Annotated in this window: 25 protein-coding genes; 2 read left to right on the forward strand and 23 right to left on the reverse strand. The window is 69.2% G+C overall.

Annotation, left to right across the window (positions count from 1 at the left end; translation table 11 throughout):
- Positions 1–82: 82 nt before the first annotated feature.
- From ACESK8_RS01515 to ACESK8_RS01565, 11 genes are all read right to left on the reverse strand, one after another.
- Positions 83–1,273, reverse strand: a complete 1,191-nt coding sequence (locus ACESK8_RS01515; protein ID WP_372967004.1) for a tyrosine-type recombinase/integrase — start codon at positions 1,271–1,273, stop codon at positions 83–85.
- A complete protein-coding gene (locus tag ACESK8_RS01520) occupies positions 1,266–1,481 on the reverse strand; it encodes a helix-turn-helix domain-containing protein (protein ID WP_347125348.1) in 216 nt (71 codons plus the stop codon). Before ACESK8_RS01520 ends, ACESK8_RS01515 begins: the two co-directional genes overlap by 8 nt.
- On the reverse strand, positions 1,462–2,082 hold the full coding sequence (locus ACESK8_RS01525) for a hypothetical protein (RefSeq protein WP_372967005.1): 621 nt from the start codon (positions 2,080–2,082) through the stop codon (positions 1,462–1,464). Before ACESK8_RS01525 ends, ACESK8_RS01520 begins: the two co-directional genes overlap by 20 nt.
- Before the next feature lie 14 nt (positions 2,083–2,096).
- The gene (locus tag ACESK8_RS01530; protein ID WP_347125352.1) at positions 2,097–2,573 is read right to left on the reverse strand and encodes a single-stranded DNA-binding protein; all 477 of its coding nucleotides are present in this window, start codon (positions 2,571–2,573) and stop codon (positions 2,097–2,099) included.
- Positions 2,574–2,644: 71 nt separating this feature from the next.
- Positions 2,645–4,420 carry a type IV secretory system conjugative DNA transfer family protein gene (locus ACESK8_RS01535; protein ID WP_372967006.1) on the reverse strand — a complete coding sequence of 592 codons (1,776 nt, stop codon included), beginning with the start codon at positions 4,418–4,420 and terminating at the stop codon, positions 2,645–2,647.
- Positions 4,417–4,968 carry a hypothetical protein gene (locus ACESK8_RS01540; protein ID WP_347125355.1) on the reverse strand — a complete coding sequence of 184 codons (552 nt, stop codon included), beginning with the start codon at positions 4,966–4,968 and terminating at the stop codon, positions 4,417–4,419. The genes ACESK8_RS01535 and ACESK8_RS01540 overlap by 4 nt, the downstream gene beginning before the upstream one ends.
- Positions 4,968–6,515: an ATP-binding protein gene (locus ACESK8_RS01545; RefSeq protein ID WP_347125357.1), complete on the reverse strand. Its 1,548-nt coding sequence runs from the start codon at positions 6,513–6,515 to the stop codon at positions 4,968–4,970. The genes ACESK8_RS01540 and ACESK8_RS01545 overlap by 1 nt, the downstream gene beginning before the upstream one ends.
- Positions 6,512–7,690 carry a hypothetical protein gene (locus tag ACESK8_RS01550; protein ID WP_347125358.1) on the reverse strand — a complete coding sequence of 393 codons (1,179 nt, stop codon included), beginning with the start codon at positions 7,688–7,690 and terminating at the stop codon, positions 6,512–6,514. Before ACESK8_RS01550 ends, ACESK8_RS01545 begins: the two co-directional genes overlap by 4 nt.
- 43 nt (positions 7,691–7,733) lie before the next feature.
- The gene (locus tag ACESK8_RS01555; RefSeq protein WP_347125360.1) at positions 7,734–9,194 is read right to left on the reverse strand and encodes an SCO6880 family protein; all 1,461 of its coding nucleotides are present in this window, start codon (positions 9,192–9,194) and stop codon (positions 7,734–7,736) included.
- A 6-nt stretch (positions 9,195–9,200) separates the two neighbouring features.
- Positions 9,201–10,628, reverse strand: a complete 1,428-nt coding sequence (locus ACESK8_RS01560; protein WP_347125362.1) for a conjugal transfer protein TrbL — start codon at positions 10,626–10,628, stop codon at positions 9,201–9,203.
- Between the two features lie 40 nt (positions 10,629–10,668).
- Entirely contained in the window at positions 10,669–10,938 is a 270-nt protein-coding gene (locus tag ACESK8_RS01565) for a DUF6112 family protein (protein ID WP_062764860.1), read from the reverse strand.
- A gap of 273 nt (positions 10,939–11,211) precedes the next feature.
- Between ACESK8_RS01565 and ACESK8_RS01570 the strand changes: the two genes are divergently transcribed.
- On the forward strand, positions 11,212–12,933 hold the full coding sequence (locus ACESK8_RS01570; RefSeq protein ID WP_347125363.1) for a hypothetical protein: 1,722 nt from the start codon (positions 11,212–11,214) through the stop codon (positions 12,931–12,933).
- 77 nt (positions 12,934–13,010) lie between these two features.
- Here the strand turns inward: ACESK8_RS01570 and ACESK8_RS01575 are convergent, their stop codons facing one another.
- The 12 genes from ACESK8_RS01575 to ACESK8_RS01630 form a co-directional block, all read right to left on the reverse strand.
- On the reverse strand, positions 13,011–13,277 hold the full coding sequence (locus ACESK8_RS01575; protein ID WP_347125365.1) for a DUF6112 family protein: 267 nt from the start codon (positions 13,275–13,277) through the stop codon (positions 13,011–13,013).
- The gene (locus tag ACESK8_RS01580; protein ID WP_347125367.1) at positions 13,277–14,437 is read right to left on the reverse strand and encodes a M23 family metallopeptidase; all 1,161 of its coding nucleotides are present in this window, start codon (positions 14,435–14,437) and stop codon (positions 13,277–13,279) included. The genes ACESK8_RS01575 and ACESK8_RS01580 overlap by 1 nt, the downstream gene beginning before the upstream one ends.
- Before the next feature lie 15 nt (positions 14,438–14,452).
- Positions 14,453–15,151 (reverse strand): hypothetical protein, encoded by a 699-nt coding sequence (locus ACESK8_RS01585; protein ID WP_347125369.1) that lies wholly within the window; start codon positions 15,149–15,151, stop codon positions 14,453–14,455.
- Between the two features lie 84 nt (positions 15,152–15,235).
- On the reverse strand, positions 15,236–16,315 hold the full coding sequence (locus ACESK8_RS01590; RefSeq protein ID WP_347125371.1) for a ParB N-terminal domain-containing protein: 1,080 nt from the start codon (positions 16,313–16,315) through the stop codon (positions 15,236–15,238).
- A complete protein-coding gene (locus ACESK8_RS01595; protein WP_347125373.1) occupies positions 16,312–17,175 on the reverse strand; it encodes a hypothetical protein in 864 nt (287 codons plus the stop codon). The genes ACESK8_RS01590 and ACESK8_RS01595 overlap by 4 nt, the downstream gene beginning before the upstream one ends.
- A gap of 79 nt (positions 17,176–17,254) precedes the next feature.
- Positions 17,255–17,716, reverse strand: a complete 462-nt coding sequence (locus ACESK8_RS01600) for a hypothetical protein (protein ID WP_347125375.1) — start codon at positions 17,714–17,716, stop codon at positions 17,255–17,257.
- The gene (locus ACESK8_RS01605) at positions 17,713–18,372 is read right to left on the reverse strand and encodes a DUF2637 domain-containing protein (RefSeq protein WP_347125377.1); all 660 of its coding nucleotides are present in this window, start codon (positions 18,370–18,372) and stop codon (positions 17,713–17,715) included. Before ACESK8_RS01605 ends, ACESK8_RS01600 begins: the two co-directional genes overlap by 4 nt.
- Entirely contained in the window at positions 18,372–19,304 is a 933-nt protein-coding gene (locus ACESK8_RS01610) for a bifunctional DNA primase/polymerase (RefSeq protein WP_372967007.1), read from the reverse strand. The genes ACESK8_RS01605 and ACESK8_RS01610 overlap by 1 nt, the downstream gene beginning before the upstream one ends.
- Positions 19,304–20,392, reverse strand: coding sequence for an ArdC family protein (locus ACESK8_RS01615; protein ID WP_372967008.1), 1,089 nt, complete (start codon positions 20,390–20,392; stop codon positions 19,304–19,306). Before ACESK8_RS01615 ends, ACESK8_RS01610 begins: the two co-directional genes overlap by 1 nt.
- Before the next feature lie 256 nt (positions 20,393–20,648).
- Positions 20,649–21,566 (reverse strand): helix-turn-helix transcriptional regulator, encoded by a 918-nt coding sequence (locus ACESK8_RS01620; RefSeq protein WP_372967009.1) that lies wholly within the window; start codon positions 21,564–21,566, stop codon positions 20,649–20,651.
- 295 nt (positions 21,567–21,861) lie between these two features.
- Entirely contained in the window at positions 21,862–22,239 is a 378-nt protein-coding gene (locus ACESK8_RS01625; protein ID WP_372967010.1) for an ArsR/SmtB family transcription factor, read from the reverse strand.
- 51 nt (positions 22,240–22,290) lie between these two features.
- Complete coding sequence (locus tag ACESK8_RS01630; protein ID WP_372967011.1) at positions 22,291–23,190, reverse strand: cation diffusion facilitator family transporter; 900 nt, start codon at positions 23,188–23,190, stop codon at positions 22,291–22,293.
- Between the two features lie 57 nt (positions 23,191–23,247).
- Between ACESK8_RS01630 and hisD the strand changes: the two genes are divergently transcribed.
- Complete coding sequence (hisD, locus tag ACESK8_RS01635) at positions 23,248–24,786, forward strand: histidinol dehydrogenase (RefSeq protein WP_372967012.1); 1,539 nt, start codon at positions 23,248–23,250, stop codon at positions 24,784–24,786.
- Positions 24,787–24,800 lie beyond the last annotated feature (14 nt).

Consider the following 24,800-nt stretch of genomic DNA (forward strand, 5'->3'; position numbering starts at 1 on the left):
AGTGCCCGCGAGGTGCACCAATCTGCGGGCAGGCGGCTGCTCCGGCCCCTGTCTGGAGGGTCGGAGCGTAGATTCTGGGTGCTCATAGACGGGGTCCGTCGCGGCGGCTGGCGTCCTTCCTCGCGGGGGCTACGGAGAGGAACTGGTTGGCCTGCCTGGCGGCTTCGGCGAGGTGCCGGTGGTCGGGGTGGAGGTAGCCCTTGGTGCTCTCGATCGACTGGTGCCCGAGGATCTCCTGGAGCACGTGCAGGGCGATGCCGGCGTCGGCCATCCAGGTCGCCCCGGTGTGCCGCAGCCCGTGACGGGTGAGAGTGCCGAACCCGAGGCGCTTCACGAGGTCGTCCCACTGGGTTGCGTCACGCACGGTCGCGGTGGTCAGAACACCGCCGCGGGGTCCACGCAGGAGCGGGTCGTCGGGCTGTTTGTCGGCGGTGAGACGTTCCAGGACGGATTCGAGGGCGTCGAGCATAGGCACTGGGCGGTCTCGGCGGCCTTTGGTCTGCTTGATGACGAGGCCGCCTCGGCCGGGGTAGTGCTGTCGTCTGATCCACACGATCTGGTTGTCCCAGTCCACGTCTCCCGCCCGGAGGCCGGCGACCTCGGAGCCGCGGGCAGCGAGGAGCGCGGCGAGCATGACGTGATCGGAGTATGACTGGTGCACCTGCCCGCAGGCGTCGGCGAGTTTGCGCAGCGTGGCGAGGTCCGGGAGTGCGTATTGGCGCAGTGCCCCGGTGGTGTGGGTGACGTGCTTGCCGAGGTTGCGGCGGGCGCGGTGCTTGGCGGGGTTGATCGAGATGATGTCGTCGCGGACGGCTTCGTCCAGGACGCGCACCAGCGGGGCGATGGAGTTCTTGATCGTGGACGCGGAGTGCTCGGCCTCCCAGCCGTCGATGGTGCGGTCGATCATCCCCGCGGTGATCTTCGCGACCCGCACGTGTCCAAGCGCGGGCAGCACCCGCAGCCGGAGCCCGGTGTCGTAGAGCTCGGCGGTGGATGTGGGATCCAGACCGCGCTGCCAGCGGTCGCCGATTGATGCAGCGTAGGCGGTGAGGGTGACGGTGGAGTCGGTGCCGGTCTCGGTGGCCTTGCGCATCTGGTCGAAGAACTCCTCGACCTCCTCCATTGTGCGAACATGGCTGACCCGGCCGACGCGCTTCTTCGTGGATGGGTCGGTCCACCGTACTCGGGCGCGGAATCCCTCGCTGCGGCGTTCGACATCGGTGGTGAGACCTACGCCGACCGGCGGCATTCGGCGGTTGCGGGGGTCAGCCATGAGCGGTCTCCTGCTCGCGCACCCAGGCACGGACGGTGACGGGGTTGTACCTGTAGACGCCGCCGACCTGCACGAACGGCGGACCGACCTTCTCCCGCCGCCACCGAGACAGTGTGGCTTGGGAGACGGTCAGAAACTCGGATGCCTCCTTGGGGCACCACAGTGGCTCGAACGTGCCGATGCCGCGATCACTGGGCGGGCTCGTCATCGCCATGCACCTCGCCGGTCGTAGGGTCGGCGCCGAGGCTGGCGTAGAAGGCGTCCTCGGCGGCCTGCCGACGGGCGACATCCGCCTTCACGAACGCGCGGAAGTCCCCAGCCCGGTCCGGGATCACGGTGTCTTCGATCGTCTCGGTGGGCGTCTCGCCCGGCCACGCGGTCTGCCGGGTGGGTCGGTCGCGGTCCAGGCGGGTGCCGCAGGCGGCGACCCAGTCGCGCAGGCGTTGGCGGGCATCGGCGAAGTCCCTGTGCCATCCGTTGGGTGCCGACCCGTTCTCCTCGGGGTCGTATGCGCACAGCCAGTGCAGATGCAGGGCGCTGAGCTCCCACAGCAGCTCGGGATGGCGGTGCCAGAACGGCGGGATCACGCTCGCGGGGAGCCCATAGGTGTGGCGCAGCCAGGTCACCCACTTGTCGAGCTCGACCCACTCGCCGGCGGCTTCCTCGGCGGTGAGGAGGTTCCAATTCACTGGATGCGGCGGCTCTGCGAGCAGTTCTTCCTCCGCATCCGTGACCTCCTCATCGGCGTCATCGTGCAGCGGGGCGGGCTCGGGCTCGTCCGCCTCCGGGACGTCATCGACTTCGGCCATCATGGTCTCCTCGGTCACAGTCCGAGTGCCGGCGCTGTGGACGGGGACGGCCGGCGCGGCTCCTCATAGCTCGCGGTTGCCCGAGACGCGGCCGGAGCCGGAGCCTCCTGCCCCGCGGCGGCACGGCTGGCGCGGGGACTGCGGTCGACGTCGTAGCTGGTGCGGGCGGTGTCGTGACCGATCTTCTTGGCGACGAACTCCTCACCCTGAACGGTCTGCGCGTCGCGCTCGTACTCGAACGGGTGCGTGTAGCCCTCGGCGACGAAGCTGTCGCCCTTCGCGAACCGGTCGTGCGCACGCTCGGCGGTGGCCCGGTAGGCCACGAGGTCGTGAAACGTGGTCTCCAGCTCGGTGAACGACCCATCCGGCTCCCGCCGGTAGTGCTCCTGCCCGACCCGGGCGTAGAACCTCGCCTCACCCTTGTTCGTGCGGCTGAGCTGTGGGTCTGAGGCGATGAACCCTGAGAACGATTCCTGCGTGCGGATCGCCATGACGACTGCCCTCCTTGACTCGACGACCCCACGGCGGGGTCTCCTTGCCAGGAAGGTGCGCGCACCCGTCCCTACGGTCGCTGTTGCAGCAGCGTCTCGACCTCTGTCCGGTCCGAGCGCAGCCTGGCCGCGTCGGACCGCTGGCTCCAGGTGCGGAGCCTGGTGACGATGGGCGGGGCGGATCGGAGCAGGACGAGGGCGGTGCCGAACGGGAGGGTTCGGATCGCGTCGGGTGGCATGATCGGCACCCGCCGGATGGAGCGTTGCGCGGTGCGGGAGCCGTGGTCGCCGATCGTGGTGGAGTCGGTCACCTCGTCACGCTCCCCGATGAGCGTGGTCAGGTCGTGGAGGTCTTTGGAGTTCGACGCGCCACCGAGGATGATCTTGACGATGGAAGCGTCCCAGATCGCTCCGGCCGCGTTCTCGGACCACTTCTCCCGCGCTTGGGCCAGCGACTGGAGCACTGGCATCGTGGTGATCCCGGTGCCGCCGCCTTCGGCCATCAGCGTCGGCAACGACGGCAAGGGGGCGAGGTTGCCGACCTCGTCCAGCGCGAGCAGCAAGGGCGGGTCGAGGCGGGCGCCGGGGCTGGTGGCGGCGATGCGGCGGGCGGCTTCCACGAGGTCTTCCACGAACGCCGCGACCAGCGCCGCGCTGTTGTTGGCTCCGGCGCCGGTGGCGAGCAGGTAGAGGGTGCCTTTGGCGCGGAGGAACGCTTCGGGGTCGAAGTCCTCGCCCTCGCGAGGGGATACGGCGTCGAGGACGCGCGGGTCGGCGAGGGCGGCCAGGGCGAGGGAGACGCCTTGCCAGATGGAGTCGCGGGTGCGGGGGTCGGAGTCGATCATCGCCTGCAACGACTCCGCCCACCCGACAGCGGCCTGCGGGTTCGCGGTCAGGATCGCCACCGCATCGGCGGCGGCGGACGGGTCGAGGGTCCATCGGAACAGCTCGCCCGGCGGACGGTGATCGAGGGCGGCGGCGTGCAGGAGGGCTTGGAGGGCGGTGCGGGTCTTGCCTTCCCAGAATCCGCCGCCTTCGACACCACCAGCAGATAGGCCGGTGCCGGCGGCGAGCCCGGTGGCGCGGATCATCGCCGTCAGCGGGTCCTCGCATCCGCGGATCGGTGACCAGCGCAGCCCGGCGGGGACGCCTTCGGCGAGGTGCTGCGGGTCGAACACCGCCACCGGCCCGCCCGTGCGTTGGCGGGCGCGGAGGGTCGCGGTGAGGTTGTCCGGGCGAGTGCTGGTAGTCACCACCGCGCCGGGCGCGTCGAGGATGGCGTTGATGACGATATGGGCGCCTTTGCCGGATCGGGGCGGGCCGAGCAGGAGGATCGAGTCCTCTACCGAGGCCCATACCCCGTGCCCGCGGGAGGTGCCGATCCGGTAGCCGACGTCTGCGGGTTGCGGCGTGTCCAGGGAGGGGCGCAGGTGCCCGGCGCGGCGTAGCAGTGCCTTCTCGGATGCGGCGCGTGCGACCTCGGTGCGGGTGGCGATCCCGGCGATCCGGTACGGGTCGGTCTTCACCTGCCGGCCGTGATCCCGCACGGCCCGCCACACCCACCACCCGGCCGCGCTGGCGGCGAGGATGAGGACGGTCGCGGTGATCCAGTATGCGACCGCGCTCAGCCCTGGGGCGTCGAGTGCGGTGGCCGGGTCGGCGGGGTTCAGCAGCACGCCCAGGCCGGTCTCGACACCGCCGGCGGGTTGGGTGGTGCCGGTGATCCATGCGGCGACGGACCCGGCGGCGCGGAGGATACCGGCGAGGATCGCAGCTGAGATGAGGATGCCGATGCCGAGGTTGCTGAGCTCGTCCCCGAGGGACCCGGCAGGTTTGGGGGTGCTCATCCGGGGTGCCCGATCGTGAGGGTGCCGGAGACGCGGCCGAGCAGGATCACTTCGCGGGTCGGACTTGCGCCGGCCTGCTCGGCGGTGAGCAGGGCGCGCATGGTGCCGTCCGGCGCGGCATCCCCGTGCGCGATCACCACCGCCACGGCGACATCCTCACCAGGCACGAACCCCTCCCCGTGCAGCACGACCAGCTCCGGGATCACCTGCGGTGCGGGGCGTTCCGGTGCGGGTTCTGGTACGGGACGGCGGCGGCGGGTGCCGGGGGTGATGATGTCGGTGAACACGGTTCCGTCCGCCTCACGGACCTCGACACGCACCGCCGAACGGTGCGTGTCGGTGAGCTGGTCGAGCACGCGGGCGAAGTCTTCCCGCCGCCACGCCGGAGCGAACGGCTCCGGCCCCACCGGGTCCCCGTCCCCGGTGACCGTGATGGTCCCGGCGGGCGCGACGGTGATGACCGCCTGCGGGAGCACGACCGGGACCGGCGGTGTCTCGCTCTCACGGGCGATGTCAGGGGTGGTGCGCTTGTAGCGTGGGCGGGCCATCAGGATTCCTGCCGATCGTTCGAGATTCCCGAAGAACCGTCGAGATTCCTGAGCTCGCGGCCTTTTTGGGTCATGCGTCCAGTGGTGTCGAAGGCGGCGAGCTCGGCGGGGTGGAGCTGGTGCTGCACGACGAACGACCTGTCCTTAATCCGCCACAGGCCCTGCCCCGTGCCGAGCCCGGGGAGCAGCTTCTGCTCCGTGCCGGTCAGCCCGAGCGCATGGGCGGTCGCGCCGAGCTGGTCGGGCTCTTGCCGGTAGATGATCCTGGTCTCCGCGTTCGCCAACAGCGACGAGGCGAGGGCGCGCATGGCGGAACCTTGGTCGCCGACGTTGTCGAGGTCGGTGAGCTTGTGGAAGATCAGCATGTTCGCGATCCCGAAATGCCTCGCGAGCCGCCACTGCGCATCCATGCGCCGCAGCAGGGCGGAGTATTGCATGAGTCGCCAGGCTTCGTCGTAGATCACCCACCGCTGGCCGCCGTCCGGGTCCGACAGCGCCGACTCCATCCACGCCGAGGAACACGTCATCAGCACGGAAATGAGCGTGGCGTTCTCCGCCACCCTCGACAGGTCCAGGGACACCATCGGCAGGGACGGGTCGAACCGGACCGTCGAAGGCCCGTCGAAGAGGCCTTGGAGGTCCCCGGCGACGAGTCGGCGCAGCGCGTGACCGACGAGGCGGCCGTCTTCGGCGAGGCGCCCGTCCTCGTCGTCTGCGGGGTTGGGGGCCAGGATGCGGTCGACGACCATCGGCAGGATCGGCACCTCCGCCGACCTCACGGCGTCCCTCAGGGCGAGGTCGATCGCGGTGTGCTCCAACGGTGACAGCGGCCGGTCCAGCACGGTCTCCGCGAGAGCGCCGATCAGGTCGCGGCGGCGGGAGGCGACCTGCATCGCCCACTCCGCGTCCGACACAGCAGAAGGCCGGTGGCCCTCATCGAGCGGGTTGAGCCGGTTCGACAGGCCGTGGCCGAGGACGATCGCGCGTCCGCCGACCGCTTCGGCAACGGCGGTGTGCTCGCCTTTCGGGTCGCCGGGGACATACACGCGGCGCCCGAACGGGAGGGAGCGGGTGTACAGGGACTTCGCCAGCGACGACTTACCCGAGCCGACGATCCCGGCCAGGACGAGGTTGGGCGCGGTGATCAGCCCGCGCTGGTAGAGCACCCACGGGTCGTACACGAACGACCCGCCGGAGTAGAGGTCCTGGCCGACGAACACCCCCTGGCTGCCGAGGCCGCCTTCGGCGAGGAACGGGTACTGGCCGGCGAGGGTCGCGGACGTGTCTTGGTGCTTGGGGAGCCGGAACCGGCCCGGCGTCCGTAGCGCCGCCGGTCCCGCCTCGCCGGCGGCGGGCAGGTAGGTGGTGGCGCGTTTCTCAGCCTGCTCGGCCTGCCAGCGGGCTTTCGCCTGCGCCTTCTGGGTCTCGCGGGCGGTGGTCTCGATCCGTGTCGCGGCCTGCCTGCGGGCCTTGCGGTGCCGGCGGCGTTCGCCTTCCGGGCCGACCAGCACCGCCGTATGCAGCCGGCCCTCCTCCTGCCCGCTCACAGCGCCAGCCCCCGCCCCTGTGACACGGACGCGCCCGGCCGGCGGGCGAACCAGTCCTTCCCCTCGGATCGCCGCGCCCGCGCCGATGCACGCTCCACCGTGCCCACGGCCGACACCGACGCCGACGTGAGCTCGGTGGCCAGCGTGGGGGCGGTGTGTAACTGCGGGTCTGGGGCAGCGTCGTGAGCACGCAGCAGGGAGACGTGGCTGAGGAAGGGACTGTAGGTGAGGGTGTAGGCGCCGCGGGTCGCGGTGCGGTCCAGGGTTCCCACAGGGGGCGTGTCGTAGACGTACCCGTTCTCGAGCGCGGCCTGGGTCGTCTCCTCCCCGAAGTCATGCCCGGTGAGGTGGTCGATCGCGGCGTCCGTGCCGTCACGGTCGATGATGTCGAGCACCCGATCCGCGTCCTCCCCTTGGAGGAACACGACACTCACCCACCGGCGGCCCGCTGTGTCGGGCAGGTCGGGGTCGTGGTCGATCAACTCGACCAGGCTGTCCGGGTTCCGGCGGGCGGCGTCGGCCACCCATTCGGGGAACGCCCCGTCGTGGTCGGTGTGGTCGCCGGGGTGATCGAGGGCGTACTGGCGGGACTCGCCGGCGGCGGACAGGAACACCGCGAGCTCCCGCAGCGCCCGCGCCGGGGACACCGGCGCTCCGGTCCCGGTGAACAGGTCCCGCCCTTCGAAGCTCTGCCCGGTGGCGGTGTGCTCGATGCGGTACGCGTACCGCTGGTGCTCACCCAAGGGGGCATCCGGCCACACCGTCAACGTCAGCTCCCCGGCCTGCACCGTCGCCAGCAGACCACCGGACGTGTCGAGCGGTTCCGGTGCGGGGTGCCAGGCGATCCGCCCGGACTGGCCCATCGCGGCGTCCACGCGGTCATGCACCGCATCCAGCAGGGTGCCGGCCTGGTGCAGCTCGTCGGCCGCCGCCAGCGCCGCGGTCGCCCCAGCGGTCTGGTTGCCGGCGTCGTCGTGCGCGCGGGACCGCCCGCCGATATGGGCGGCGGCGAGCTGGTCGAGCACCTGCCGCAGCGACCGCACGCCCGCCAGCAGATCACCGAGCACCGGGTAGGTGTCGGCCGGGTCGGTGAACGTGCGGGTCGCGTGGGCGAGTCCCCGCAGTGCCTGGGATGCTTCGGCGGCGTCGTCTACGGGATGGGTGAAGGTCGGCATGATCGGAGAACTCCTCGCAAGTGCGGTCGGATGGTGGGGGTGGTCAGACGTTTCGGCACAGCGGCAGCGCGGCGGCGGCGAAGGCTTGGGCTTGCTGGCCGACGAGGCGGCGGGTTTCGCAGGACGCTTGGATCGCGGACTGCTCGACCGCGGCGACTGCGGCGTCGAGCTCATCGACGGTGGGTGCGGAGATGCTGATGAGGCCGGTGACGCGCAGGACGCCGTGCCCGGCGGTCAGGTCGGCTTCCTGCTGGAGCACGTCGTCCAGCTCGGCGGATGCGCCTGCGTCTTCGATCTGCCCGATCTTGCGGCGCTGCGCTTGGTCGCTGATGAGTTCGGTCTTCTTCTTCCGCAGGTCGCGGGCGGCCTGGTCGGCGCGGACGGGTGTGTAGTGCAGGGCGAGGGTGCGCAGGATGCCGCCGGTGAGCACGAGCGGGGCGAGGAAGCCCGGATACACCTGGGAGCGGGGCCATTCGGTGATCCACAGCACCGCATGGTGCGCGGAATCCGACCGCAGCCGTTCCCAGGTCTCGGTGACCGCGACCGGGCCGGCGGTGGCGAGGTCGCGGCCCAGGGTCCCGTGGCGTTCCAGGGCGGGAGCGGCGGCCGGGTCGTAGGCGGAGCGGAGGATGACGGCGACCTCGCCCGGCGTGAGCCACCCGGTCGAGGTGAGCTCGGCGGCCCGCAGCACCGTCGTGAGCGTGGTCATCTCCTGCCGCAGCACCGCTGCGGCGCCGCGTATCCCGCCGCCTGCGGTCCTGATCTGCCGGGCGGCCGCTTTCATGTCCAGGGCGAGGCTGATGGTGGTGGCGTGACGTTCCCCGGCGGGACCGGCCCGGTCGATGAGCTCGGCGTAGGTGGTGGAGGCCCAGGAGCCGTCGTCGGTGCCGTGCGTGCGCCACCACTCCGCCAGCCCCGTGCCGGAGTCGGGCAGGGTGCGCTCGGACACCTGAATCCGGGCGATCCGTCCGGACCGGCACGCGGCGGCCAGCACGCGCCCCCACCCGGACACGCGGCGCTGCTGCTCGCCGGGGTCCAGGAGCACGAACGCGGGATGGGAGACGCCGAGGATGACCGTCAACGTCTGGGCGTGGGGGTCGTGGATCATGCCCGCCCCGGTCTCCGGGTCCTCCCACTCCCGCAGGGCCGCGGCATCCCCTGGCAGGGCGAGGGTTCCGGCTGGGCGCGGCTTGATGATCCGGCGGCGGTGGATGAGTTGCCCGAGATAGGTCCGTAGCGTCCAGCGGGCAAGGATCGGCACCCACTCGATCAGCTTCCGACCGCCGGCGGGGATGACCGCGAGCAGGGCAGCGCCCGCCCAGACCGGGGAGGTCCAGGCCAGACCCATGCCGCCTGCCGTGTAGAGGGAGGCGACGACGGCGAGGATCGCGATGCCGAGGACGATCAGTTGCGGCAGCGACAGGCCCAGCAAGATGCCGCGGCGGGTGAGCCGGGAGAACTGCACCGGAGCGAGCGGGTAATCGGCATGTGTCGTGGTGGCCATTAGGGGTCACTCCTTCCCGGGTTTCGCAGGCTTGGTCGACGGCGGCGGGGTCGGCTGTGCGCGGCGCGGGGCCGACCCCGACGACGGGACGGACGGCGGAGCGGTCGGGGCGGGGTTCGCGGTGGCGGGCGGGACCGGCGGCGTGGCGGCCTGCTCCGCTGCTGCCCCGGCGTGGCCCTCGGCGGCCCCGCCGACTGCGCTCCCGGCCTTCGGCCCGGCCGTCGCGGCGCCCTTGACGACTTCGCCCCCGACGACCACGGCCGCACCGACCGGACCGACCGCCGCACCAGCCCCCGCAGCACCGGCCCCCGCACCCGCGCCGGCTCCGGCGCTTGCCCCGCCGGATGTGGCGGTTGTGCCTGCGGCGGTCCCTGTCGTTCCCGCGCTGGCCGTCGAGCCAGCGGCACCCTTTGGAGCCGCCCCACCGCCACCGGCACTGCTGCCGCTGGTGCCGGAGTTGCTGCCGCCGTCGAGGACTTTCTTGGCGGTGTCGCCCTGCGGGGCGGACGGGACGGGGACGGGCCGGTTCAGCGCCGACTTCGCCTCCTGCTCGCTGGACATGGCGTGGTACATATCGAAGCCGACGAAGGACAGGAACTTGTAGGTGATGTAGGGGGCGAACGCGGCGATGAACATCAGCACCACCCCCGCGATCGGGTCGCTGATCGAGGCGAGGTCGGCCTCGATGGGGGCGGACACCTGGCCTATGGCGACGAGGAAGATCACCACCAGGACGAGCTTGGAGAAGATCAGGGCGATCACGAATGCCGCCCACTTGGCGAACCAGCCCTTGGTGGCATCCCACGTCGCTCCAGCGAGGGCGATGGGTCCGAACACGATCGCGACCAGCAGGAGCGCCTTGCGGATCAGCAGGGAGAACCACACGATCGCAGCCGCACTGATGGCGAGGCCGGCGAGGAAGATGGTCAGGATCGCGCCGACACCGGGTGCGGCGATGTTGATCCCGGCAAGTCCCGTGGCGAGGAGCCCGATCTGGGTCCCCATCCCTTCCATCGTGTTCCCGGTGGCCTGCACGATGCCGACCGCGAGCTGGTCGGTCACTTCCAGCAGCAGCGCGGTGAGCGTGATGACCAGGAAGCTGCCGAGCACGCTCTTGGCGAGGCCGAGGGCGGCACGACTGAGCGCGGTGGGGTCGCGGTGGATGAGGCCGGTGATGAGTTGCAAGCAGAAGAACACGAGCATCACGAAGATCGCCACGCCAAACAGGACGTTGTAGACACCGATGTACTCCGGGCTGGTGACATCGACGAGGGTGGTGGTGTCGAAGACCCACCACACCGCCTCGAACAGCCACGCGGCAGCGCCGGCCATCGCCTGGCCGAGCCAGTCGAACGGGGCCGCGATCAACGACGCGGTGCTCTCCCCGACCGCGTCGCAGACGGAGGAGATGACCGGGACATCGCAGATGCTCACCGCACCCACCTCCACGGATGGCGCCTTGCTCGGGTGGTCATCAGACGGCCTGCCCGACGCCCCAGAAGAAGTTGATGAGCGTCACCGCGGCGCCGCAGATGATCGCCGCCCCACACGACACGAGGACGCCGACCTTCCCGCGGGAGGCGAGGTGCGGGTTGGAGGAGTTGGCGCCGAAGCCCCACACGATCGCCGAGACGATCAGGGCGAGGACGGAGAGGATCAGGCCCACGGTCATCACCGCGCCGACGATGATGCGCAGTTGCTCGATACCGGGAAGACCCGAGCTGTTGGGGTCGATGTCGATCACGATGGGTGCTCCTGACTGTTCACGGGACGTGTGCTCGACGGTCAGGTGCGCAACCCGGCCCCGCCCGTCAGTCCGGGGCACTCTGTGGGTGGTTTCGTACCGTGGGGTATGACGATGGCTGCGGTGAGGCAGCGTACGAGCGTCGCGCGGCGCGAGTACATCGACGCGACTGCGGAACGCGCTTCATGCACTCTCACGCTGTGTTGAGGTGACACCCGATGGAGCGCGCGTTGCAATATGGGAAGGTCGGTGACTGAGAGATTCGGATAGAGCATGACGGCACGGAGAGCGCAACGGCCACAAGGCCCGCCAGAAGCACGACCGCTGGCGTCCGCGTCCACCGAGATCGAAGACGTCACTGACGAGCCCAACAGTGAGACAGCGATTCGCGATATCGGCAAAGGATTCCGCTGGTATGACCTGCCGTATCTCGTGCTACGCAGTCTTCAGCGTTCAAACGTGGACCCGTGGATTCCAGCTCGTTGGCGCGTGAAGATTCGCGAGATATCAAACTTGCTGTATCAAACGCACCACACGCGCGAACGGCGCGGTGATAACGATCTCTATCGTTTCGACAAGATAGAGCTGCCTTCCGGGGAGGGCGTGACGATGCCATACGCATCGCTCGTTGAGTACTTCACGGCAAGCGGTGTTCGGGAGCTACACAAGGCGATTCGACGGTCTGGTTGGGACGGTGCTCGGTTCCTTGGCATGGACCCTGGCGGAACAGAGACGGTCACCTCGTCACGCCGCGGCGACGGTCGGACATGGTGGCGGATGGCGGAGCTGACATCGAGGTCGGCCGAATACACGTCCATCGATGCGCAGCGGGCAAAGCTGCCTGCTGGCGTCAAGAGCATCAGCTTGATAGGCGTGTCGATCGGCAAAGGGGTAACCGCCGTCGTGGCCGGGTTCTCGCTTGACGAGTCCGTGTCCGCCCGACTCAACGAACAACTGCGGGCACCTCATCAGCACGACGTGATCAGGAGGAAGGGTCAAATGACGGTTTCGCAACCGCCGAAAGCCGTTCTGCACTACCGCACACAACGTGCTCGCAGCGAGGTGCATCGCGAGCTCCGCCGTTGGATGAGTCGTACGCTACCCGGAGCTTTCGCAAGCGCTCGCCATCCTCAACCCCTCTTCGACGTCATCTTCTTCAACGTCGCTGACCACATGGACGACGATGCGCGACCCTCTCACCGTGAGAACGATGCATTGCGCGCAATGGGACTGCAAGATCACGTCCCGTATCGAGTGACTAGTGAAGAGTTGCCAGGGCTACTCCTGCAGGAGCCTGTCGCTCGAGACTGGGCACCAGATATTTCGGAGAATGTCTGGTCGCTATGGGGCAATCGCGACGCGGCAGCCCGCATCACGTCAGGGACCGGGCACTCGGGAGTCGAATCTGCCGGCTACTTCGTAGGTTCTCGATCGACCGACTTCATGGCCAGGTCTGGCCTCACGGCGTTTCTTCGCCTTCTACGCGGCAAGGCGTCTATCGCTCACGACAACGCTCGTGAGCTTCACGGTGGTACAAGCAGTCGAGACCTGAAACGGCTTCGTATACGCACTCTCACCACGAGCCTCGATCTCGCGACGCTTGAGGAGGACATCAAGCTATACAACCGTCGACGGTGGAGAGATCGCGAGCCGGTCTTCTATCTCGACTACACAGCATGGTTCAAGGAGCGGGATAAGGAGGAGGGCCGCAAGCCTTTCAAGCCCGTCAACCTTAATGTGCAAGAACGGAAGGTTCAAAGGCGTCTTGCTCGCGAGCTGGTCGAGTTCGATGCGGAATACCGGGAGGTGCTGAGTACCGTTGCGTCCCTTGGTGCGTCGCTCGATTCACGCCGAGTTCAGCGCGTTGCGATTTGGGTTTCCGTCGTATCGGTGGTCGTAGCGCTGGTCACACTGTGGGCGACCCAGGAGTCACCGCCGGACCTCGTCGCGGTCAGCTGCTCATTCTTGAGAACACTCGGCTGGGGGCTTTGCTGACGCACGAGAGGTGTCTATCGGTTCGATGCGGTAGCCGCGCCGGACGCCACGACCGACTGGCTCGACACCATCGGCAGCTATAGTTCCGCGCCCACATCGAGGAGAAAGTTGACCCACGCGACCCCGGCGCCGGCGAGGGCTGCGGCGCCGAGGGAGACGAACAGGCCGGTACGGGCTTTGGTGGCGGCCTGGTAGTTGCCGCTGCTGGAGGCGATCGCCCACACGATGGCGCAGACGATCAGCATGAGCACCGCGATGACGAGCACGAACATCAGCAGGGCGCCGACGATCGCCCGCAGGTCTGCGGCGCCGCCGACGCCGCCGAAGTCGGGGAACACATCCATCACGCACCCCCGGTGCAGGCGGCGAGGGCGGTGTCTCCGCCGGTGACGCCTTCGGCGCCGTGCTCGGTCAGCCAGGCGTCCGCGTCCACGGCTTCTTGTCCTTGCCCGCCGGGGCGGATCTCGAAATGCAGGTGTGGCCCGGTGGATTGCCCGGAGGAGCCGACGTCGCCGATGTGCTGCCCGGCGGTGACCGTCTGCCCTGCGGTGACGTGGATGCCGTGCTCCCACATGTGCGCGTAGTACGACACGACTCGCTCACCTCGGACGGTGTGCTCGATGACGATCAGGCCGCCGTAGCCGCCGGAGAACTCTGCCAGCACCACGACGCCGTCTGCGGCGGCGAGGATCGGGGTGCCGTCCGCGGCGGCGAAATCCGACCCGGTGTGGAAGGAGCGTTCCCCGGTGATCGGGTGAATGCGCCACCCGAACGGGCTCGTGCGCACCCACGTCCCCTCCGGCAGCGGGAACACGATCCTGGTGGTCTCGGGCACCACCGGATCACCGCCGGCCCCGGTGGGTGTGGGTCGGGTGAGGGTGGTGAGGATCGCTTCGACGACCGGCTGGTAGTTCTGATACCTGTCCGGGTACGCGGAGACTTCGACGGCTTGTGCGGCTTCGCCGGGGTCCATGCTCTGCCAGCCGGGGATGTCGAGCAGGCCACGCGGCGACGGATAGTTGGGTCCGGTGGGGCCGCCGAAGAACGCGCGCGCCTGATACTGCGGGTCCATGAGGTCGGCGACGGTGCCCCACCCGGATTGCGGGCGCATCTGGAACAGGCCCAGACTGTCGTGGTCGGAGCCGTTGCCGTCGTTGGGGTAGTTCCCCGATTCGGGGTAGGTGCCGGTGTTGGCGAGCATCCGCAGGTGCGATTCGGTGAGCGCGGCCATCAGCGCGATCACCACGCCGGGCCGACCCACCCCAGCGGTCTGCGAGCCCGTGGTGATGATTGTCGCCGCGTGAGTGAGCTGCGTCTTGTTCAGGGTGATCGTCTCGCCGTTGCGGGTAGTGGCGGCCAGGGAGTCTGGGATCGGGCCGACGATGAACGATCCCGGCGAGCAGGCGGTCATCGCCGGGTTCACCACCGCGGCCACCCCGACGAGCACGATCGAGGGGGCCAGGAACAGCAGGGCCACCGCGAGGGCGGCGAGTTTCTTCCACATCAGGACACCGCCCGTCTATCGCAGGGGGTTGTCGAGCTGGGACAGCCGCAGCAGCTCACAGTGCGTGCCGGTGATCCCTCGGTTGGTGACAACCGGGGTGCAGACGATGAACACCGTGAAGACGACCGGGCGGGAGGCTTCGACGGGTTCGGTGCCCCAGGTGCCGTCCCGGTGCCGGGTCCCCTCGATGGTGTAGGCAACGGCGCCTTCGGGTATCTGGCTGGGGGCTGCCTGCCCGGTCGCGGTCTCCCACGCCTCCGGGACGAACATCTCCTGGATGCTCAGCCATTGCCGGGTCTGGTGCTGTCGGAGCTGCGCCCACGCCTCCGCGCCGGGCAGGTAGGCGCGGACATCGCCGGCCAGCGCGTCCGCCTCCTCGCCGGCGGCGACATCCACGATGACCTGCGCGTAGTCGGCCGGGCCGTACCCGCTGGTGGTGTCCCAGGCGAACAGCGCCAGGGCGACCTGACGGGCGAACGTCTCCGGCCCGCCGAGCTGTGACACCGGCACCGGGTCGGCCGGGGAGGTTCCGGTTGGCGGGGCCGTGATGGTCGGAGCCGCCGTGCCGGGGGCGGGTTCGGTGCGGGGTGCGGGGCCGCGCAGCAGCCCGTAGATGCCGACCCCGACCAGCAGGAGCAGGGCGAGGCCGCCGGCGATCAGGGCGATCAGCACACGGCGGCGGCGACGATCATCGACGGGGGCGGTGGGGTCCATACGAGGGTCCTCCCAGAAGGCGACAGAAGTGGTCGCCAGGAAGGTGCACCTCGCCACCCCGAGGGCCGGTCAGGTCGGCGCCGGTCAGGCGATGTGTTCGCCCAGGCGCTCGGCCTGCCGGAATGCGCGGGCGGCGTCGGCAAACGCTACGGTGCCGGCGATGGTGCCCTCGAACCGTGCCCATTGCTCGTCGGTGAGCGCCGGGCCGACCCCGGCGGGATCGTGATGTGCCCACCAGCCGGCGAGGTCGTCCCAGATCGCGAGGAAGACGGTCAGCGGGTACGGCACCGCCTCACCCGGTTCGACCGCCGGCAGCCGGGGACGAGGTTTGCGGCCGGTCTTCTTCGCGGCTCGCACGCGGGCGAGCGCGTCTTTGGCGAGGTGCTCCAGCTCCACGGCGCGCGCGTCCCGTTCCGCGGCCCGCACGCCGGCGGCCTCGGCCCTGGCCTGCTCGCGCAGCTCGGCCGGCTGGGCGGGGTCGGTGGCGAGCTGGTAGAGCTCGGCGAGGGACAGTTCGGCGTTCATCCGCAGGTGGGCGGGGTAGACCTTCCCGCCGACTCTGATCCGCTCCACCTCCTCCGTCGCCCGCTGCCGGACCGCGTCGGGCTGGGCGGTGTCGGCGGCGAGGTCTTCGAGGCGGACGATGCGTTCCATCGTGGTGTGCGAGTCACGGCCGGTGACCATCTGCGCGGCCTGCACCGCCGCCTCCCCAGAGCCCGCCCACGGTGCCGTTAAGTTAACGGCACCGTCCTCCTCGCCTGTGCCAGCGGGCTGGAACCGGGTGGCCTCCTGTCGCAGCGTGGCACCCTCGGTCAGGAGGGCTTTGAGCTCCCGGTAAAGGGCGGCGGCTTCGAGCTGGGTGAGCGGTTTGTGCAGCAGGTTGTCGTCCTGCTCGGCCAGGAGCTGCCCGAGCCGGTCGGACACCCCGGAGCGGACCCACAGGTTGACGGTCTTCCACCCGAGCTGCCGGATCGCCGCCAGGCGCCGGGCACCGCAGATCAGGTGCCCGTCGAGGGTGATCGTGATCGGTTGCAGCAGCCCGTTGCGGCGGATCGAATCGACCAGCGGTGCCAGGTCGCCGTAGTCCTGCCGGTGCCGGCGTCCGACGCCGATGGCATCCACGGCCCGCTCCAGCTCGATGTGGCCGCCCGGCGGAGTGCTCATTGCAGATCGCCCCCGGTGTCGGGGGCGGCAAGACCGGCGGTGAGCACGAGGTCATCGTCGCGCAGCAGCGCGCGGAGAGGTTCGCGGTTCAGCAGCCGCAGCAACAGGCCGCGCCCGGTGTTGGTGCCGGACAAGGCGGGGCCGGGGTGGCCGAGCACGATCCGCAGCAGCGTCGTCCACGACGAGCCCGGCAAGTCCAGCAGGGCGCGGGCCTGCCGGTCGCGGCGCAGCGTCTCGAACGCCGACGCCCGCGAGACGGACTCCGCGAGCCGGCCGGTGATGTACTCCACCGCGGTCCGTGCCGTCACCGGCTCCCAGCCGACCCAGCTCAGCAGCGCGATGGTGTCCTCCACCGCGGCGGTGACGTTCACTGCCCGCTCCGGCACCACCTCATCGCCGTCCTCCTCATCGGTGTCGGGGTCGGCGAAGGGGTCGATGTGGAAAGCGGGGTGGTAGTCGGGCAGTGGGTTCTCCCGGTCGCTGAACCGCTCCGCGTCGTGGAACACCGAGTAGCGGGGGCGTCGGGCCTGGTGCACCGAGCACAGGAGCCCGTTGCCGCGTTCCTCGCCGATGCATGTCACCTGAACCGCGCGGGTGACCACCGCCCACGGGTCATCCGCGCGGCGGGTCGCCGCTCCCCGCATGGCCTCGAACGCGGCCGAGGCGGCCTCCCACGGGTCCAGGCCGTGCTTCTTGGCGAGGGCGGCGTACTTGTCGGCGGCATGCCGCATCAGCAAGGCGGCCTCCGGGTCGTGTCGCCACGCGCCCTTGCCTGCCTCGTGCAGACGGTTCAGGAGAGCGCGCAGCGCCTCCGAGTCCTCGAATCTCGCCCGCTGTTCGCGGGGACTTTCCGGTGTCATCACACAACCTCCTGCACAGCAGGTGCACCCTGACTCCCACCCGTCCTCGCGCGCGTTGACTCATCGGGGGTGGACACGGCTACCCCAACCCGATCCCGGACCGCGACACCCACGAGTGCCGGGGGCTCCCGCCGCGACCGAACGCGGTCACCGGAGGCAGGCGGCGTACCCGCTCGCTGACCACTCGTGACCCTGAGCGGGCGACGGTGCGCGCACCCCGGTACGCCTGTCCTGGTGCGCGGCGGGTGCGGCGGGCGAGCTCGGCATGGAAGTCGATGCCCTGCCCGGCGACCCTGCCCGTCCGCGCAGCCAGCAGATCGGTGGGCCGCACCCACTCCACCCCCGACCGCCGCCGCCCCGCCCCCGCGTCGGCCTTCGCGTGCGTCACAGACGGGTCGCCGTGCCGGGCCAGTACCGACACCTCCCCGTCCCCGCCCCGCCGCGGCTCCTCGGGCGTCGTCGCCGACTCATCGCGGTGGCCGTGACGGACGGGCGCGCGGTGCTGCCCGTGCGTGGCCGGGGTCTGGTTGTCGTCGTTCATGTCGTCTCCTCCGAGTCGGGGCCGGTCAGCGCCGGCCGGGCGAACCAGCGGCCCACCGTGGACGGGTGCACGCCCAGGCGGCGGGCGATCTGCTTGTTCGACCACCCCTCCTGCTGCCGCAGCAACACCGCCGCCTCACGCCCCTCACCCCGCGACACCGCCGCCGCCAACGGGACGGACGGCATCACCGCATGGCCCGAGTCGGCGACAGGCGCTGTCGGTGGGTCGGCAGACAGATCGGATGCGTGTGTAGGGGCGGGGCGGGTGAGGATGACGGTGAGGTGGGTGATCGCCAGCAGCACCAGCGGGGGCACCGCCGCAACGGACGCGGCGAGCACCGCCGGCACGTCGGCGTCCGCGGCGACGACGGCATGGATCGCGTTGGCCGTCACCGACACCACCGCGCCGGCGACCAGCAGCACCCACGAGTACCACGCCTGGCGGTGCCCAGCCAGGGCGACCACGGCGACGGTTGCGACGACGATGATGCCGTCCACGATCAGCGGCCACGCCCACGCCTGCCCCGCCTCGATCCCGGAACGGCGGGCCAGGTCCGCCAAGGCGGTGAAGGACAGCCAGAACGCTCCGGCGGCGATGAACACCGTCCCGCCTGCCGCGGTCACCACCGCCCACCGCCTCCCCGCCTGCGTCGCCATCACAGCCCCCTCCTCGGCACGGCCGGCCGGCCCGGGGAGGGGCGGCGGTCGAACCAGCCGGCTCCTACCGGTGACGCGCCCTGCGTCGGGGAGGTCGTCGTGCGCCTGACAGAACCGGGGTGGACGGCGCGGTAGGCGGACCGGACGGTCGCGGTGATCTCCCGCGGCCCGAAGTCCGACTTCACGGCCGTCAGCACCGCATCGAGAGCATCAGCGAACGGGACGCCGCCCTCGGCCAGTCGGCACGAGGCCCAGAACAGTTTGAGATTGCGGTCAGTGTCCTGCCGGTCCAGCCACCGCGCCAACCGCTCCGCATCCTCCCGCCCCGCCGACTGCCTGCCGCCCGGGCGAGGGCGGATCGGCGGCCGGGGGTCGAGGAAGTCCCGCAACCTGCCCGCGTCCAGCTCGCGTCCCGGATCGTGTACGACCTGGAGGATGCGGTATCCGACCGTGGCGGCGCCGATGGGTCGGGTCGAAGGCGGGACGACGATGTAGCCGCCGTCGCCACGGAAATCGACTCCTGCGCGCCCGGCTTGCCAGGATCGTTGTGCGGTGCCCGGTGTCGCCGGGTAGTAGGCGTGCATGCCGCCGGTGGGGGTGCGCACCAGCAGCTCCCAACCCTCGACCAGCCCGGCGTCGCGGGCACGGCGGAAGCTCGCCCGCCCGTCGACCGGCCCGTGCACGTCCACATCCACCACCACCAGCCCAGACGCCGCACCCGTCGGGACGGCGATGTTCGCGCCCGGCCACCGTCGCCACCACGCCGACACCTGGGCGGGATCGGTGCTCGCGTCGTGGAAGCCGTGCCCGGTCAGGGGGCGCTTGCCGCCCGGCACGCACGGGAACACCGGCACCCCGAAGGCGGCGAACCGTGCCGCAGCCGCCGGCAACGGCAGGCCCGCGGCCTCGGTGAACAGCGACACGGCCCGCATCACAAGCCCCTCACCGCGGCATCCGCTACCCGAGACGCCCGAGGCGGCTCCACCCGCGGCGCCGCCGTGCGCTCCGCCCGGGCGGGACGTTCGGTGCGCAGGGCGTCGCGGTTCAGGCCGGGCGGGTCACCTCCGCCGAGCTGCACGGTCGGGAGGGCGTCGAGGATCGCCCCGGCGGTCTTGCGGACCCGCTCGCCGGTGGCCTGCACCACCTCCGCGGGGTCTTTGTCCTTCACCGTCCCCGCCCACCCCGACACATACGGGATCGTGTACGAGCTGGTATCCATGCCGTGCGCGGCGCCGATCATCAACGCCACCGACTCCGCCTCCACCTCCCCGATCCCGCGATGCCCTGTCGCATCCGGGTTGTCGGGGCCGTGCAGGCGCACATGCGCGAGCTCATGAGCAAGGGTCTTCACCTGCGCGGCATCGTCCATGTCCATCCGCACTGAGACCGTGCGATTCATGTAATCGGTCAGGCCGTTCGCGCCGTGGATCAGTCCGGCGTGCTCGACCCGCAGCACCGCGAATCCTTCGGCCTCCACCAGCCCGGCCAAGCCCTCCCACAGACCCTCGGGCGCATCGCCTTCCAGCAGGACAGACGCAGCGCGCTCGGGGATCGGATCGCCCGAGGTCTGCGACACGTCCCAGACATAGGCCGGCTTCGCGCCCACCATCCGCGAACGCACCGCCTCGCCCGGCTTCGGCTTCTCGAACCGCCCCAACCGGCGCCACGACAACGAGTCCTGCGGAGTCGAGGACGCGAACCGGCCCGTCACCGGGGCGAAGATCATGTAGCCCGGTTGCCCCTTCTCAACCTGACGACCCAACGACTGCCACTGCCGGTATCCGGCGACATAGCACAGCTCCGGCGAAGACACCCGCCCGGCCTCAAAGGCATCGAGATGCTGAGCCCAGATCAGCAGCGTGTTCCCGAACGACCGCGACCGGAACCGAGCCGCGAACTCGAGCGCCCGCGTCCAGTCGGCACCCGAGACGAGCTGATCGACCGCAGCCGAGAGTTGCATATGGAGATGTTCGAGCTTTGCATCCCAAGCATCCCGTGACGTCCCGATCGTTGCCATCATCGGCCTCCTTCAGATGAGGCCGACGGCGTAAGCCTCCGACCCGTGCGACCATGAGGTGCGCCGGGAGGGTCAGGAGGATGAGACGGGGAGTAAACAATGATCGTGACCGGCAGGCTCGCTGATGAACCCGACGTATCCCATCCGATGTACCTGCCACGCCTTTCGCTGTCGAGTTGAAAAGGATTGGTCCGCGTTAACGAACGAGAATCACGAGTCAAGTATCGAGTTCACGTGTTTGTCACATGGTTCTCGATTCTCACGGCGTGTTGCGCACTCGTGCCTCACGAGTGGTGTGATGCGGGTGCGGGGTGAGCCGATACTTCGAAGGAGTGACGCCGAAGCGGCGGACGAACCACGCCGAAGCGATCCGTGGATCACGCCAGCCGACCGTCTGCGCGGCGTAAGAGATCGAAAGCTCAGTTTCCTCGATCAGTCGCGTGAACTCAGTGAGTCTGACCTCTGTGAGGAATCGGATGGGAGAGATACCCGTGCGAAGGGTGAACAGACGTGTCAGATGGGCGCGTGACAACGCTACAGAGTCCGACAGAGTGGTCAGTGTCCACGGCTCACGCATCCGTTCTCGCAACAGCCACACGGCGCGTCCAACGGAGCCGAGGGTGGCTGTGTCGGTGATGCGTCCGCGAACCGCGCTCTGGACCTGCGCCGTCGATGGAGAAGGATCATCGGTCACTTCCCCGGCGAGGAAGGTAGGTGCGACGATGCTCATCCAGCGTGCGAACAGTTCTACATTGCGAGCGGCCGCGACCTCAGGGAGATGGGCGCGGCCGGGGAGGAGTCTCATCTGTTGCCAGAGGGGTTCAAGACGTTGTAGTCGTGCGACGCCCGGCGAGAGTGACAGAGGCCCGCCGTTCCATTCATGTGGGTGGAACCCTCGCTGGACACGGGTTCTGTCTGGCAAGAGCAGCGCCAACTGTGCACGCAGGAAGCTCTCGTCGATATAGATGTCCCACATCCTCGCGCGGAGGCGCGGACGCATCGAGCACCAGCGTCCTCCACCAATCGCGAGCGAGGCGCCAGCTTCAAGCAAGAATCTGGTATCCGCGGTCTCGACCTCGGTTGCTCCCTCCATGACATGAATGATCCGGGCGTCATCAAACACAACACGGTTCGTCGGGAGGGTGCGCGTCGATTCGACAGCGATCAGTCGCACCACGGGTGCCACTGCACAATGTCCTTCAGATGCCCCATTGGGAACTGCTCTAGTCATCCCCAAACCGTCCTTGTCTGAGCTGACTCCGCCCGTCGCATTTGGATAGTTCGCATCGGGAGGGCAACGGCCGATCAGGTGCTGTTGTCGGTCTTAGTTCAATCGTGGTCGAAAGCCGGGAACTGTCGCTTCTCCGGACCGGAGAATGTACCCGCCTCGCTCTGCCCGATCCTCGTTGCACGTTCACGCTGTTGGGCTGATCACGAACCTCAAGAAGCACAGACAAGCCCGGCCCTCCTCGCTAGGTAGGGTTTTCACCCGCGTGGTGCTGAGAAGAAGTGCCGTCGGCATGATGCTCGGCTTGCATAGCGACAGCGTGGGCGATGGCGATGGCGTGCTCGTCGACGGCTGAGTAGAAGGCCTGGTTTCCGTGGGACTCGCGTCGGACCAGTCCTGCGGCCCGCAGCTTGGCGAGATGCTGCGATACGGCGGCGGGGGAGCGTTCCACGATGTCGGCGAGGTGGTTGACGGACATCGGTCCGTATTGGGTAGCGAGGATGATTCGGAAGCGCGTCGGTTCAGCGAGAAGGGCCAGCACGCGCACCGCACGTGCGACGTCGGCGTCTTCGGGGGTGATGGCGGGCGTGGCAGTACTGTCCACAAGGATGCTCCGTTCCATGCTGCGCGCCGCGTTCGCCGTCCGTTGGATCGTCGGACGGCGAGCGCGGTCTTAGTGTTCGTGTGGGTGTGCTGCTGTCGTCGGGGTGAACTCAACGGTGGTGGATTCCACGCTGCGCAGGCTCGTCTTGAGCGTCGTGCGCACGTCGTCTGCGATCATTGTGCTCTCGGTGAGCGACAGGTCGGGGTCGACCTCGATGAACGCTTCCACGAGCAGGCGGTGTCCGCTCCAGCGGGCTCGGACCGTGGCACTTCGAACGCCGGGGACCTCGCGAACCAGATTGGTCGCCTGGGCGATGAGTCCTTTGTCGACGCCGTCCATGAGGCGGTTCAGGATCGACTTCAGGGAGCTGAGCATGATTCCGAAGATCACGACGGCGATGAACAACCCCACGATCGCATCCGCCTGCGGGAATCCGAGCCAGGCCAGGCTGATGCCGACGACGACCGCGAGTGAGGTGAATCCGTCGGCTCGCGCGTGCTGCCCTTCGGCGATCAGCGCGGCGGACCCGATCCGCTTGCCTCCGCGGATCCGGTAGACCGCGACGATCTCGTTGCCGAGGAAACCGACGATGCCCGCGGCGAACACCCATCCGAGGTTGGTCAGCGGTCGCGGGTTGACTAGTGCGTTGATGGCTTCGTAGCCGATGTACACGGCGGTGAGGAAGATGATGAAGACGATGAAGATTCCCACGACGTCTTCGGCGCGACGGTAGCCGTAGGGATATCGCTCGGTGGCACGCCGGGCTCCGATCCGGAAGGCGATCACCAGTGGGATGGTGGTGACGGCGTGCCCGAAGCTGTGCACCGTGTCGGCCAGCAAGCCGATCGAGCCTGAGATCGCGACGATGAAGATCTGGGCGATGGCCACCGTGAGCATTCCGGCCAGCCCGATCCAGGCGGTTCGGATGCCGTCGTTGCGGGCTTCTTCCGCTGTCTGGATCTTCTCCATCGCGTCATGCGAGTGCGGTGTGATCGCGTGCTTGAACTGCGCCCATGCTCCGCTTCCGTGGGAGTGATCGCCGCGCCCGGCGTCGTTGTGCGCGTGATCGTGGGCGTTGTCCGCGTGGGAGTGCTCTGCGGAGGGGGCCTCCGAGTGCGTGCGGGGTGGTTGGGGCGTGCTGTCCATGCGATCTCGCTTTCCACGTGGTTCCTGATTACCTATAATATGCGTATACACGTAGAAACGCAGATTAGCGTATTTGGTGCGAGTCGTCCACCGGACGGCGGATTGAGGGGAGGAGCAGAAGTGATCCAGATCCGAGATGCCCGCGGAGGTCAGAGCGGGCGCTTGCCCGTCGAGCGAGGCGGGAGCGGGGTGGAAGACGTTCTGCAGCGTGCGGCGGAGATCGTGGACGCGGTGCGCACGCGGGGTCGCGATGCCGTACTGGACTATTCCGAGCAGTTCGATGGGCTGCGTCCGGAATGGTTGAGAACACCCGCTGTCGCGTTGAAAGACGCATGGTCTCTGCAGTCCGAGGGCTTTCGGAGGGCCGTCGACGACGCCGTGGACCGGGTGGAGCGAGCGCATCGCGCACAGCTCCCGGTCGCCAGTGCGACGGAGTACGGTCGCGGCGCCAGTGTGCGGCAGGAGTACCGGCCTGTGGAGCGAGCGGGGCTGTATGTGCCCGGAGGCAAGGCGGCGTACGCGTCGAGCGTGATTATGAATGCTGTTCCCGCGCAGGTGGCGGGCGTCGAGTCGATCGTGGTCGCGTGTCCGCCCGATCGGCGGACCGGCCTGCCCCCCGCGCCGGTGATGGCGGCCTGCTATCGGCTCGGCATCACCGAGGTGATCGCTGTGGGTGGTGCCCAGGCGATCGCGGCAATGGCGTTCGGGTTGACGGGGCCGAACGGCGATGGTGTTCGTGCCGTGGACATCATCACAGGCCCCGGCAACGCATACGTTGCCGCCGCGAAGTCACTGGTGCAGCAGACAGTGGGTATCGACTCGGTCGCGGGGCCCACCGAGGTCATGATCATCGCGGATGACACGGCGGATCCCGTCTTCGTCGCGGCTGACCTGCTGAGCCAGGCCGAACACTCGGAAGATGCCGCCTCGGTGCTCGTGACCGACTCGGCTTCTCTCGCCACCGCAGTCGCCGAGGAGGTCGAGGCGCAGACACGGAACGCACGCAATCGTGACCGTGCGCGTCGTGCTCTGGCGGGCCCGCAGTCGTTCATCGCCATCGTCGACGGCCTGGACGACGCCGTCGGGTTCTGTGCACGCTATGGCCCGGAGCACTTGGAGATCATGACTCGTGACGCTGAGTCGATCGCCGCCCGAGTCCGCAACGCGGGTGCGATCTTCATCGGGCCCTGGTCCCCGGTGTCACTGGGAGACTATGCCGCGGGTTCGAATCACGTGCTCCCGACCGGCGGGAGCTCTCGGCACTCCGCGGCCTTGTCGGTGATGACCTTCCTCCGCCCGACGCAGATCATCGCCTACGAGCTGGCAGGGCTTCGGGCCGCCGCGCCCACGGTTGTTGCTCTGGCAGCCGCAGAGGGGCTGTGGGCGCACGGCGACGCCGTCACAACACGCCTGAGTTGAGCGATAGGCGCAAG

Origin of the sequence: Microbacterium sp. (genome assembly GCF_041641055.1) — a bacterium.
Classification (GTDB): domain Bacteria; phylum Actinomycetota; class Actinomycetes; order Actinomycetales; family Microbacteriaceae; genus Microbacterium.

What these genes read in the sequence shown, in the direction of transcription:
- ACESK8_RS01515 (WP_372967004.1), bottom strand. Translation starts at nt 1,273, where the DNA reads ATGGCTGACCCCCGCAACCGCCGAATGCCGCCGGTCGGCGTAGGTCTC.
- ACESK8_RS01520 (WP_347125348.1), bottom strand. Translation starts at nt 1,481, where the DNA reads ATGACGAGCCCGCCCAGTGATCGCGGCATCGGCACGTTCGAGCCACTG.
- ACESK8_RS01525 (WP_372967005.1), bottom strand. Translation starts at nt 2,082, where the DNA reads ATGGCCGAAGTCGATGACGTCCCGGAGGCGGACGAGCCCGAGCCCGCC.
- ACESK8_RS01530 (WP_347125352.1), bottom strand. Translation starts at nt 2,573, where the DNA reads ATGGCGATCCGCACGCAGGAATCGTTCTCAGGGTTCATCGCCTCAGAC.
- ACESK8_RS01535 (WP_372967006.1), bottom strand. Translation starts at nt 4,420, where the DNA reads ATGAGCACCCCCAAACCTGCCGGGTCCCTCGGGGACGAGCTCAGCAAC.
- ACESK8_RS01540 (WP_347125355.1), bottom strand. Translation starts at nt 4,968, where the DNA reads ATGGCCCGCCCACGCTACAAGCGCACCACCCCTGACATCGCCCGTGAG.
- ACESK8_RS01550 (WP_347125358.1), bottom strand. Translation starts at nt 7,690, where the DNA reads ATGCCGACCTTCACCCATCCCGTAGACGACGCCGCCGAAGCATCCCAG.
- ACESK8_RS01555 (WP_347125360.1), bottom strand. Translation starts at nt 9,194, where the DNA reads ATGGCCACCACGACACATGCCGATTACCCGCTCGCTCCGGTGCAGTTC.
- ACESK8_RS01570 (WP_347125363.1), top strand. Translation starts at nt 11,212, where the DNA reads ATGACGGCACGGAGAGCGCAACGGCCACAAGGCCCGCCAGAAGCACGA.
- ACESK8_RS01575 (WP_347125365.1), bottom strand. Translation starts at nt 13,277, where the DNA reads ATGGATGTGTTCCCCGACTTCGGCGGCGTCGGCGGCGCCGCAGACCTG.
- ACESK8_RS01580 (WP_347125367.1), bottom strand. Translation starts at nt 14,437, where the DNA reads ATGTGGAAGAAACTCGCCGCCCTCGCGGTGGCCCTGCTGTTCCTGGCC.
- ACESK8_RS01585 (WP_347125369.1), bottom strand. Translation starts at nt 15,151, where the DNA reads ATGGACCCCACCGCCCCCGTCGATGATCGTCGCCGCCGCCGTGTGCTG.
- ACESK8_RS01590 (WP_347125371.1), bottom strand. Translation starts at nt 16,315, where the DNA reads ATGAGCACTCCGCCGGGCGGCCACATCGAGCTGGAGCGGGCCGTGGAT.
- ACESK8_RS01595 (WP_347125373.1), bottom strand. Translation starts at nt 17,175, where the DNA reads ATGACACCGGAAAGTCCCCGCGAACAGCGGGCGAGATTCGAGGACTCG.
- ACESK8_RS01600 (WP_347125375.1), bottom strand. Translation starts at nt 17,716, where the DNA reads ATGAACGACGACAACCAGACCCCGGCCACGCACGGGCAGCACCGCGCG.
- ACESK8_RS01605 (WP_347125377.1), bottom strand. Translation starts at nt 18,372, where the DNA reads ATGGCGACGCAGGCGGGGAGGCGGTGGGCGGTGGTGACCGCGGCAGGC.
- ACESK8_RS01610 (WP_372967007.1), bottom strand. Translation starts at nt 19,304, where the DNA reads ATGCGGGCCGTGTCGCTGTTCACCGAGGCCGCGGGCCTGCCGTTGCCG.
- ACESK8_RS01615 (WP_372967008.1), bottom strand. Translation starts at nt 20,392, where the DNA reads ATGATGGCAACGATCGGGACGTCACGGGATGCTTGGGATGCAAAGCTC.
- ACESK8_RS01625 (WP_372967010.1), bottom strand. Translation starts at nt 22,239, where the DNA reads ATGGAACGGAGCATCCTTGTGGACAGTACTGCCACGCCCGCCATCACC.
- ACESK8_RS01630 (WP_372967011.1), bottom strand. Translation starts at nt 23,190, where the DNA reads ATGGAGAAGATCCAGACAGCGGAAGAAGCCCGCAACGACGGCATCCGA.